8 protein-coding genes and 1 tRNA gene are annotated in these 11574 nt (G+C 59.7%); 6 read left to right on the plus strand and 3 right to left on the minus strand.

All coding sequences use genetic code 11. The features are described 5' to 3' along the window. Window positions 1–44: 44 nt before the first annotated feature. Together folK and folB are read right to left on the minus strand one after the other, a co-directional pair. Window positions 45–563, minus strand: coding sequence for a 2-amino-4-hydroxy-6-hydroxymethyldihydropteridine diphosphokinase (gene folK / locus F8N49_RS19925; RefSeq protein ID WP_071173776.1), 519 nt, complete (start codon window positions 561–563; stop codon window positions 45–47). Further along, the gene (gene folB / locus F8N49_RS19930; RefSeq protein ID WP_151552240.1) at window positions 554–910 is read right to left on the minus strand and encodes a dihydroneopterin aldolase; all 357 of its coding nucleotides are present in this window, start codon (window positions 908–910) and stop codon (window positions 554–556) included. The genes folK and folB overlap by 10 nt, the downstream gene beginning before the upstream one ends. A 74-nt stretch (window positions 911–984) precedes the next feature. Between folB and plsY the strand changes: the two genes are divergently transcribed. Beyond that, on the plus strand, window positions 985–1554 hold the full coding sequence (gene plsY, locus F8N49_RS19935) for a glycerol-3-phosphate 1-O-acyltransferase PlsY (protein ID WP_041476705.1): 570 nt from the start codon (window positions 985–987) through the stop codon (window positions 1552–1554). A 23-nt stretch (window positions 1555–1577) separates the two neighbouring features. On the opposite strand, the gene tsaD is transcribed toward plsY, so the two are convergent. Further along, the gene (gene tsaD / locus F8N49_RS19940; RefSeq protein ID WP_016772883.1) at window positions 1578–2603 is read right to left on the minus strand and encodes a tRNA (adenosine(37)-N6)-threonylcarbamoyltransferase complex transferase subunit TsaD; all 1026 of its coding nucleotides are present in this window, start codon (window positions 2601–2603) and stop codon (window positions 1578–1580) included. Between the two features lie 199 nt (window positions 2604–2802). Between tsaD and rpsU the strand changes: the two genes are divergently transcribed. The 5 genes from rpsU to F8N49_RS19965 all read left to right on the plus strand — a co-directional run bounded on the left by rpsU (window position 2803) and on the right by F8N49_RS19965 (window position 11349). Beyond that, window positions 2803–3018 carry a 30S ribosomal protein S21 gene (gene rpsU, locus F8N49_RS19945; protein ID WP_002551877.1) on the plus strand — a complete coding sequence of 72 codons (216 nt, stop codon included), beginning with the start codon at window positions 2803–2805 and terminating at the stop codon, window positions 3016–3018. 486 nt (window positions 3019–3504) lie between these two features. Next, window positions 3505–5469, plus strand: coding sequence for a DNA primase (gene dnaG, locus F8N49_RS19950; protein ID WP_024014549.1), 1965 nt, complete (start codon window positions 3505–3507; stop codon window positions 5467–5469). Window positions 5470–5536: 67 nt separating this feature from the next. Next, window positions 5537–7384, plus strand: coding sequence for an RNA polymerase sigma factor RpoD (rpoD, locus tag F8N49_RS19955; RefSeq protein WP_024014550.1), 1848 nt, complete (start codon window positions 5537–5539; stop codon window positions 7382–7384). 126 nt (window positions 7385–7510) lie between these two features. Beyond that, on the plus strand, window positions 7511–11257 hold the full coding sequence (locus F8N49_RS19960) for a bifunctional diguanylate cyclase/phosphodiesterase (protein WP_151552242.1): 3747 nt from the start codon (window positions 7511–7513) through the stop codon (window positions 11255–11257). A 15-nt stretch (window positions 11258–11272) separates the two neighbouring features. Continuing rightward, window positions 11273–11349 (plus strand) — tRNA-Ile (locus F8N49_RS19965). The last annotated feature ends 225 nt before the right edge of the window (window positions 11350–11574 follow it).

The raw sequence follows: 11574 nt of genomic DNA on the forward strand, positions 1-11574 counted from the left end.
GATCCAATGTGGGAGCGAGCCTGCTCGCGAAAGCGCATTTGATATCACCGCAACTCCAAAGGCGTGAGCTGCTCCCCCCGCCATTCGAACGCAACCGGCGCCAACACCTGATCAATCTGCGCCTCAGCCCACAACGTCGCAAAGCTTTGGCCCACCCCCGGATGGACCCGATCCGGCGCAATCAACGACAACGGCCACAGCACAAATGCGTTTTTCAGGATTTCCGCACGCGGCAGCATCAATCCATCAAAATTACCAACCAGATCGCCATACAGCAGCACGTCGATATCCAGCGGCAAGCCCTTGCGATCCGGGGCATAGCGACCGTTATCCGCCTCAATGAATTTCAAGCGCCGATCAAGCTCCATCAACGGCAGATCGGTGTAGGCCGAGACCACGAAATTGAAGAACGGTCCGCTCTTGATGCCCACCGGCTGGCTCTCGAACACCGCCGAACAACGGATATCCACCAGGAACGTGGCCAGCGCATCGAGACCTGCGCGCAAATGGGTTTCGCGCTCGATATTGCTACCGAGCCCGAGGTAGACCTGAGTCAGCGACATCCGCGCTCGATCTCCACACCCACACCACCCTTGGCCGCCGGCACCGCGCCCGGCTTGGTCAGTTTCAGTCGCACCCAAGTGATCTTGAATTCGGCCATCAGCACTTCAACCAGACGCTCGGCAAAGGTTTCGACCAGTTGGAACTGCGCCTGCTCGGCAAAGGCCTGAATGCGCGTGGAAACACTGGCGTAATCGAGCGCCAGGGTCAGGTCGTCACCGGCGGCGGCCGGGCGATTGTTCCAGGCGAAGCTCAGATCAAGACGCAGGCACTGACGGATGCCACGCTCCCAGTCGTAGGCACCGATCACGGTGTCGACTTCCAGGCCCTCGATAAACACTCTGTCCAAGCACTTCTCTCCGCTGCACGACAAGGGCGCGATGCGCCGTTAGAATCAGGGCGTCCTCGCCCGGAATAGTTAGCATGTTTTGGTTACTGGCGATTCTCGCCTACCTGCTCGGCTCGCTGTCCTTTGCCATTTTGCTCAGCCGCCTGACCGGAAATCCGGATCCGCGAATGAGTGGCTCGGGTAATGCCGGCGCCACCAACATGCTGCGCCTGGCCGGTCGCAAACTGGCGATCCTGACCCTGCTCGGTGATCTGTGCAAAGGCCTGCTGCCGGTGCTGATCGCCTCGGGCGCGGGCCTTTCAGTGCAGGATCAGGCTTGGATTGGCGTATGCGCCGTGATCGGTCACCTGTTCCCTTTGTACTTTCGCTTTCGTGGCGGCAAAGGCGTTGCCACTGCCGCCGGCATGCTGCTCGGCCTGTACCCACCCGCCGCGCTGCTGGCGGTGTGCGCCTGGCTGCTGACGTTCTACCTGACCCGCACCAGCTCGCTGGCGGCGCTGATTGCCACGCCACTGACCCTGCCGTTGCTGGCCTGGCAGGAGCCGGAAGCCTTGCTGCCAATGAGCGCGCTGACCTTGCTGATTGTCTGGCGCCATCGCGGCAATCTACGCGACCTGTTTGCCGGGCGCGAACGGCATTTCTGACTGCCGTCCATGAGCGTCGCTCATTACAGCGCCGACAACTGCTCCATTGGCCAGCGTGCCTGCACGGTGATTGCCAGACTTTCCTGCTGACCGGCCTTCAGGCGCTGGCAACCGGCAAATGCGATCATCGCGCCATTGTCGGTGCAGAACTCCGGGCGCGCATAGAACACATCACCCTTCATATCGCCGAGCATCTTTTCCAGCGAAACCCGCAACGCCTTGTTGGCGCTGACGCCGCCGGCAATCACCAGTCGCTTCATGCCTGCCTGTTTCAGGGCGCGCTTGCACTTGATGGTCAAAGTCTCCACCACGGCCTGCTGGAACGCCAGCGCGATGTCGCAACGGGCTTGCTCGCCGTCGTCCCCGGCGCTGACGCATTGCTGCCACGTGTTGAGGGCGAAGGTTTTCAAGCCGCTGAAGCTGAAGTCCAGACCTGGGCGATCACACATCGGACGCGGAAAAGTGAAACGTCCTGCGACGCCCTTCTCGGCCAGCTTGGCGATTTCCGGCCCGCCGGGGTAATTGAGGCCCATCATCTTTGCGGTTTTGTCGAAGGCTTCACCGGCCGCATCGTCGAGCGTCTCGCCGAGCAGGCTGTACTGGCCAATGCCATCGACCTGAACCAGCTGTGTATGACCACCGGAAACCAACAAAGCGACGAACGGGAATTGCGGCGGTTTCGGCTCCAGCATCGGTGCCAGCAAGTGGCCTTCCATATGGTGCACGCCAAGCGCCGGAATGCCCCAGGCAAACGCCAGCGCCTGCGCGCAGGACGCACCGACCAGCAGCGCGCCGACCAGGCCAGGACCTGCGGTGTAGGCGATTGCGTCGATCTCGGTCGGCACGCAGTCGGCCTCGGCCAACACCTGACGGATCAAGGGCAGCATGCGTTTGACGTGGTCACGCGAGGCCAGCTCCGGCACCACACCGCCATAGACTCGGTGCAGGTCGATCTGACTGAACAGCGCGTCGGCCAGCAGACCGCGTTCACTGTCATACAATGCGACGCCGGTTTCGTCGCAGGAGGTTTCTAATCCCAGTACTAGCATGGGTTTGCGCCTTGTTTAGGCTGAATTCGAAGGCGCGCATAATAGTCGCCACGTGATGCCCCGACCAGCGGTTTTCGATCAGAGGCTTTGCATTCCGAGCGATGAGGGGTTAACATCCGCAACCCTTAAAAACCGACGTCTTCAAGTGCTCTTTTGCCGCGAGGATGTTGACCCCGGTAATGAATGAAGGTAGCTCTGGATGCCAGCCGTCAAAGTAAAAGAGAACGAACCCTTCGACGTAGCTCTGCGTCGTTTCAAGCGCTCCTGCGAAAAAGCCGGTGTACTGGCTGAAGTTCGTAGCCGCGAATTTTACGAGAAGCCAACTTCTGAGCGTAAGCGCAAGGCAGCAGCCGCTGTTAAGCGTCACGCCAAGAAAGTTCAGCGCGAACAGCGCCGCGCCGTTCGTCTGTACTAATCCACAGACGTTCGTAGCAAGCTTCTTGCCTAAGCCCGGCCCTCAGCCGGGCTAATGGCATTTGCGTAAAACGCTTGATGCTTCACCGTCGACGCCGCCGATGCGACCGAGACAAATCTGCTTCACCGCGTCAGGCCTGGCTCTTTTGCCAGCGGTGCACGTCTTTTCTGACGAGCCTTTCAAGGCTACTGACGAGCACACCCACTGATTCCTCTTACGACGATCAGCCCAAGGCACCTGCATGCGTGCCCGCTTTATTGAGCTATCCGAGGCCGACAACCGGCCGCCAGCGGATTCAGCGCAACACTTTCAAATAGTCGAAGACTGATAGGTACTAACGTCAGTGGATTTTCGGCAGATACACTTCCCGACAGCGATCACGCAGACGACACCGGTCGAGCCGCACTTTTTGTGCGTTTCCAGCAATGGCCCGCGTCCGACAGCCTGTCGCAACGGATTTATTGCAGCGCAGACAACGAGAACGCCATGGCCGGGCTGATTCCCCAGAGCTTCATTGACGACCTGCTGAACCGCACCGACATCGTCGACGTGGTCAGCTCGCGCGTGCAATTGAAGAAGGCCGGCAAGAACTACACCGCCTGCTGCCCGTTCCATAAAGAGAAAACCCCGTCATTCAGCGTCAGCCCCGACAAACAGTTCTATTACTGCTTCGGTTGCGGCGCCGGCGGCAACGCCCTCGGCTTTCTCATGGATCACGACAATCTGGATTTCCCCCAGGCTGTCGAAGATCTGGCAAAAGCCGCCGGCATGGAAATCCCCCGCGAAGAAAGCGGCCGCGAGCGTAAGCCGCGTCAGCCGACCGATTCGCCGCTGTACCCGCTGCTCACCGCCGCCGCTGATTTTTACCGGCAGGCACTCAAGAGTCATCCGTCGCGCAAGGCTGCGGTGGATTACCTCAAGGGCCGCGGCCTGACCGGCGAGATCGCTCGGGATTTCGGCCTCGGCTTTGCGCCGCCAGGCTGGGACAACCTGCTCAAGCATCTGAGCAGCGACACGCTGCAACAGAAGGCCATGATCGAAGCCGGCCTGCTGATCGAGAACGCCGAAACCGGCAAGCGCTATGATCGCTTCCGCGATCGCGTGATGTTCCCGATCCGCGACACCCGTGGACGGATCATCGCCTTCGGCGGTCGCGTACTGGGCGACGACAAGCCCAAGTACCTGAACTCACCGGAAACCCCGGTATTCCATAAAGGCCAGGAACTCTACGGCCTTTATGAAGCACGCAAGAACAATCGCAACCTCGACGAAATCATCGTCGTCGAGGGTTATATGGACGTCATCGCCCTCGCCCAGCAAGGCTTGCGCAATGCCGTCGCCACACTGGGTACCGCGACCAGCGAAGAACATTTGAAACGCCTGTTCCGCGTCGTCCCGAACGTATTGTTCTGCTTCGACGGCGACCAGGCCGGCCGCAACGCAGCCTGGCGTGCACTGGAAGCGACCCTGCCGTGCCTGCAGGACGGTCGTCGCGCGCGGTTCCTGTTTTTGCCCGAAGGCGAAGACCCGGACACCCTGGTTCGCGCCGAAGGCACCGACGCATTCAAGGCGCGCATCAATCAGCACGCGCAGCCGCTGGCCGATTATTTTTTCCAGCAACTGACCGAAGAATCCGACCCGCGCTCTCTTGAGGGCAAGGCGCACATGGCCACCCTCGCCGCACCATTGATCGACAAGGTGCCGGGCGCGAACCTGCGCATCCTCATGCGTCAGCGCCTGACCGAGATTACCGGCCTGAGCAGCGAAACCGTCAGCCAATTGGTTCAGAGTGCGCCGCAGGAAGCACCGCCCGCCTACGATCCGGGCTTCGATTACGACGCCATGCCGGACTACAGCGACTACCATCAGCCGCAGGCACAGGACATGTACGCGCCGCAGCAGGAATGGACGCCGAAGAAACCCGGCGCCGGCGGCAAGAAGTGGGACAAGAAACCGTGGGACAAGAACGGCAAGCGTGGTGGCGATCGCGAACAGCAGCGCCCGCGCACGCCGATTGGCGTTGAATCGCCAACCCTGACGGCATTGAGAACATTGCTCCATCATCCGCAACTGGCCAAGCGCGTCGAAGACGCCGGGCACATTGCCGATGAAAATCAGACCAACGCCCAGTTGCTTGTGGCGCTGCTCGAAGCCGTACAGAAGAATCCCAAGCTAAACTCATTTCAGTTGATCGCGCGATGGCACGGTACTGAACAGGGTCGCTTGCTCAAGGCGCTGGCAGAAAAGGAATGGCTGATTGACGGAGATAACCTTGAACAACAGTTTTTCGACACCATTACTAGCTTGTCCGCCCGCCAACGCGAGCGAAATCTCGAACAGTTACTCAGGAAAGCGCGGCAAAGCGAACTGAGCGTCGAAGAGAAAAATCAACTGCGCGACCTTTTAAGTCGCAATGTTTCCGCATCAAACCCGACCTCAACTGGCGCGTGAGGTCATAGCTCAGGTATAATCCTCGGCTTGTTTTTTGCCCGCCAAGACCTTCAGTGGATAGGGTGTTATGTCCGGAAAAGCGCAACAGCAGTCTCGTATTATTGAGTTGATCAAACTGGGTCGTGAGCAGAAGTATCTGACTTACGCCGAGGTCAACGACCACCTGCCCGAGGATATTTCAGATCCGGAGCAGGTGGAAGACATCATCCGCATGATTAACGACATGGGGATCCCCGTACACGAGAGTGCTCCGGATGCGGACGCCCTTATGTTGGCCGACGCCGATACCGACGAGGCCGCTGCGGAAGAAGCAGCCGCTGCGTTGGCGGCGGTGGAGACCGATATCGGTCGCACCACCGACCCGGTGCGCATGTACATGCGTGAAATGGGTACGGTCGAGCTTCTGACCCGTGAAGGCGAAATCGAAATCGCCAAGCGGATCGAAGAAGGCATTCGTGAAGTGATGAGCGCAATTGCGCACTTCCCCGGCACGGTTGACCACATTCTCTCCGAGTACACCCGCGTCACCACCGAAGGTGGTCGCCTGTCCGACGTCCTGAGCGGTTATATCGACCCGGACGACGGCATTGCGCCGCCTGCGGCAGAAGTGCCGCCGCCGGTTGACCCGAAAGCCGTCAAGGCCGACGACGATACCGATGACGATGATGCCGAATCTTCCGATGACGAAGAAGAAGCCGAAAGCGGTCCGGACCCGGTCATCGCGGCGCAGCGCTTCGGCGCCGTCGCCGACCAGATGGAAATCACCCGCAAGGCCCTGAAAAAGCACGGTCGTCACAACAAGGCAGCGGTTGCCGAGTTGCTGGCCCTGGCCGAGCTGTTCATGCCGATCAAACTGGTGCCGAAGCAATTCGAAGCCTTGGTCGAGCGTGTGCGCAGTGCCCTGGATCGTCTGCGTCAGCAAGAGCGCGCGATCATGCAGCTGTGCGTACGTGATGCACGTATGCCGCGCGCCGATTTCCTGCGTCAGTTCCCGGGCAACGAAGTCGACGAAAGCTGGTCCGACGCCCTGGCCAAAGGCAAGAGCAAGTACGCCGAAGCCATCGGTCGCGTGCAGCCGGACATCATCCGTTGCCAGCAGAAGCTGATTGCGCTGGAAACCGAGACCGGCCTGACCATCGCGGAAATCAAGGACATCAACCGTCGCATGTCGATCGGTGAGGCCAAGGCCCGCCGCGCGAAGAAAGAGATGGTTGAAGCCAACCTGCGTCTGGTGATCTCGATCGCCAAGAAGTACACCAACCGCGGCCTGCAATTCCTCGATCTGATCCAGGAAGGCAACATCGGTCTGATGAAGGCGGTGGACAAGTTCGAATACCGTCGCGGTTACAAGTTCTCGACTTATGCCACCTGGTGGATCCGTCAGGCGATCACTCGCTCGATCGCCGACCAGGCGCGCACCATCCGTATTCCGGTGCACATGATCGAGACGATCAACAAGCTCAACCGTATTTCCCGGCAGATGTTGCAGGAAATGGGTCGCGAACCGACTCCGGAAGAGCTGGGCGAACGCATGGAAATGCCTGAGGACAAGATCCGCAAGGTACTGAAGATCGCCAAAGAGCCGATCTCCATGGAAACCCCGATCGGTGATGACGAAGACTCCCATCTGGGCGACTTCATCGAAGACTCGACCATGCAGTCGCCAATCGATGTCGCCACGGTGGAAAGTCTGAAGGAAGCGACTCGCGAAGTGCTGTCCGGCCTCACTGCCCGTGAAGCCAAGGTACTGCGCATGCGTTTCGGTATTGACATGAACACCGACCACACGCTCGAAGAAGTAGGCAAACAGTTTGACGTAACGCGTGAGCGGATCCGTCAGATCGAAGCCAAGGCGCTGCGCAAGCTGCGCCATCCGACGCGAAGCGAGCATCTGCGCTCCTTCCTCGACGAGTGATACCAGAACCCCCGGCCCAGGCCGGGGGTTTTGTTTTATGGCAGATTAAATGCCCCGCTCCGCCCTCCCCACCGCGTACCCCGTCTACACTCGAAACAATCATCCCCAAGCCGTGACGAGAGCGTTATGCCCAAACTGGCGCCCGTGCTTTTTCTGCTGTCATTGATGATCTGCACCGCCACGGCTGACGCGCTGACTCTCACCGATGAAGAACGCAGCTGGCTGGCGGCTCACCCTGACTTGCGCCTGGGTGTCGACGCGTCGTGGCCGCCTTTCGAATTTCGAGACGATCAGAACCGCTATCAGGGTCTGGCCGCTGACTATATCGACGTGATTCGCCAACGCCTGGCGATCAAGCTGACGCCCATCGAACCGGCAAGCTGGACGGTGGTGCTGGAGCAGGTGAAAAAAGGCAAGATCGATTTGCTGCCAGGGATCATGTCCACGCCGGAGCGCCAGAATTACCTGGCATTTACCCGGCCGTACCTCGACTTCCCGATCGTCATCCTTGCCCATGTCGGCGGCGCCCAGCCGCGCAAACTCGACGACCTGTACGGTCTGAAAATCGCCGTGGTGGAAAACTACGCCCCCCACGAACTGCTGCGTACTCACCACCCCGATCTGAATCTGGTCGCCATGCCCAATGTCAGCTCGGCGCTGCAAGCTTTGGCGACCGATGAAGTGGACGCGGTGGTCGGCGATCTCGCTTCCAGCGTGTGGAGCCTGCGCCAACTCAAGCTCGACGGCCTCTACGTCAGCGGCGAAACCCCATATCGCTATCAATTGGCGATGGCCGTGCCCCGCGACAACAAGGTGCTGGTCGGGATACTTGATAAAGTCCTCGCCGACATGACGCCGGCGGAAATCAGTAGCATCCAGGAACATTGGGTCGGCAATGTGCTCGACCACCGCACGTTCTGGTCGGACCTGCTGATGTACGGTCTGCCCGGTCTGTTGCTGCTGATGACGATCCTCGCCGTGGTGATTCGCATCAACCGCCGCCTGAGCTCGGAAATCAGCCGGCGCATCGACCTCGAACAAGAGCTGCGCAGCAGCGAATATCACTACCGCGGCCTGGTGGAGAGCTTGTCAGCCATCGCCTGGGAAGCGCGGATGAGCGACTTCACCTACAGCTATGTTTCGCCCCATGCTGAAGACCTGCTCGGGTATCCACAGTCTCACTGGCTGATTCCGGGTTTCTGGCACAACATCATTCATCCCGCCGATTTGACCCGCACGCAGAACTATTGCAGGGAGGCGCTGCGCCAGGGCCGCGATCACATCGTCGATTATCGCGTGATCACCGCCGACGGCCGCTGCCTGTGGGTGCGCGACATTGTCAGCCTGATCGAGCATGGCCACGAACCGGTGATGCGCGGGTTGATGATCGATATCAGCGAAATCAAACGCACCGAAGAAGCGCTGCGGCTGTCCGAGCAGAAGTTCGCTTCGGTGTTTGAGCAATGCCCGGACATTCTGGTGATTGCGCGCCTGTCCGACGGCTGCCTGCTGGAGGTCAACGAGGCCTTCGAGGAGCAGATCGGCCTCAGGGCCGAGGAGGTGATCGGCCAGACCGCCACCAACCTCAATATCTGGGGCATTCCCGGGGTCGGGCCGGGCCTCTTGCAGCGTTTGCAGGCCGGCAGCATCCGTAATCTGGAAATGCCCTTTCGCCGCAACAACGGCCAATTGTTCACCGGGCTGATTTCCGCCGAACCCTTCGACCTCGATACCACGCCGGCGCTGGTAGTCGTGGTGCGCGACATCAGCCAGCTCAAGGAAACCCAACAGCAACTGCAAACCTCTGAAGAGAAGTTCGCCAAGGCTTTCCATGCGTCGCCCGACGGCCTGTTGCTGTCGCGCCAGAGCGACGGCCTGCTGCTGGAGGTCAACGAAGGTTTCAGCCGCATCACCGGTTTCAACAGCGCCATGTCAGTGGATCGTTCGACGCTGGATCTGGGTATATGGGTCAACCTCAACGAACGCAAACAGATGCTCGACCTGCTGCAACGCGACGGTTTCGTCCGCGACTTCACATGCCACATCCGTCGCAGCGACGGGCAGATTCGCCTGTGCGAAGTGTCCAGTCGACCGCTGCCGATTGGCGACGAGGATTGCATGCTGACCATCGCCCGCGACATCACCGAACGCCATCTCATGCAGGAAAAACTGCAGCAGGCCGCCACCGTTTTCGAGAGCACCGCCGAGGGCGTATTGATCACCGATACTCAACAACACATCAGCGCCGTCAATCGTGCTTTCACCGAAATCACCGGTTACAGCGAAAGTGAAGCGCTGGGCCACACGCCACGCTTGCTGGCCTCAGGGCTGCATGACAGCGCTTTCTACGCTGCGATGTGGCATCAATTGACCGACGAGGGACACTGGCAAGGCGAGATTTCCAACCGGCGCAAGAACGGCGAGCTGTACCCGAGCTGGCTGACAATCAGCGCGGTGCGCAATCGCGACAAGTTCATCACTCACTTCGTCGCGGTGTTCGCCGATATTTCCAGCCTCAAGCACGCCCAGGCCAAGCTAGATTATCAGGCCCACCACGACCCGCTCACCGGTTTGCCCAACCGCACTTTGTTCGAGAGCCGCCTGCAAATGGCCCTGACCAGCCAGCAGGAAAATGGCGGCCAGGGCGCGGTGCTGTTTCTCGATCTCGACCGCTTCAAACACATCAACGACAGCCTCGGTCACCCGGTCGGCGACCTGTTGCTCAAGGGCATTGCCGTGCGCTTGAAAGAACAACTGCGCGATATCGACACGGTCGCGCGATTGGGCGGTGACGAGTTCATCATCCTGTTGCCAGGCTTGCAGCAAGCCAGCGACGCCGACAACATCGCGACGAAACTGCTCAACTGCTTCGGCGCGCCGTTTCAGGCCGGCGAACACGAGTTCTTTATCAGCGCCAGCATCGGCACCAGCCTCTATCCCCGCGACGGTTGCGATGTGGCCACGCTGGTGAAAAACGCCGACGCGGCGATGTACCGCTCCAAAGCCAAGGGGCGTAACCGCGTCGAAAGCTACACCCGCGACCTCACCGCCCAGGCCAGCGAGCGCATAGCGCTGGAGCACGAACTGCGCCGTGCCATCGAGCGTGATGAGCTGTTCCTCTATTACCAACCGAAAATCAGCCTGGTCGATCACAGTCTGGTCGGCGCAGAGGCGCTGATTCGCTGGCGCCACCCGACCTTCGGCGACGTGCCGCCCGAGCATTTCATTCCGCTCGCGGAAGAAAACGGCATGATCCTGCAGATCGGTGACTGGGTGCTGGAGACCGCTTGCCGGCAGATGTTCGAGTGGAACGAGATCTACCAACCGTTGGGGCCGCTTTCGGTAAACCTCGCCGGTGCGCAATTGCGTCAGCCCAACCTGTTGGTGCGCATCGAACAACTGCTCAAGGACAACCGCCTCAGGCCGGATTTACTGCAACTGGAAATTACCGAGAATTTCATCATGAGTCAGGCCGAAGAGGCGCTGGCGGTGCTGCACCAACTCAAACACCTCGGCGTGCAACTGGCGATCGACGACTTCGGCACCGGCTACTCCTCGCTCAGCTACCTCAAACGCCTGCCGCTGGACATCCTCAAGATTGATCAATCCTTCGTCCGCGGACTGCCTGACGACCCCCACGACGCAGCGATCGTACGCGCCATCATCGCGCTCGGTCGCAGCATGCAATTCACCGTGATTGCCGAAGGCGTGGAAACACAGGCGCAACAACAATTCCTCGCCGCAGAAGGTTGTGAACAGATCCAGGGCTACATCGTCAGCCTGCCGCTGCCCCCGGAGGAATTCGCCGCGACGTTTCTGCATGTAACCGTATCGGATTTTTCGGATAGCACAGCCGCGAAACCGTCGCTATAATCCGCGGCCTACTGAGGGCCTATAGCTCAGTTGGTTAGAGCAGAGGACTCATAATCCTTTGGTCCACGGTTCGAGTCCGTGTGGGCCCACCAAACCTGAAAGCCGCGCATTGCGCGGCTTTTTCGTTTCTGAAGAACTGTTTTCTTTCAGCAGTCAGAGCTAAATTTTTTCAGAAATGTCCAAAGAGTGTCCACCTTGACAACCCTCACTCGGCAGCGGCTGGAGCGTGGGCGTCGACATCTGCCTTCAATTTCAAAATGTCGCCTATGACGAGATAGGTGTAGATCACGTATCGATCAGCTTCGTCCTGTGACGTG

Source organism: Pseudomonas sp. GXM4 (assembly GCF_008923895.1).
Lineage (GTDB): Bacteria > Pseudomonadota > Gammaproteobacteria > Pseudomonadales > Pseudomonadaceae > Aquipseudomonas > Aquipseudomonas atacamensis.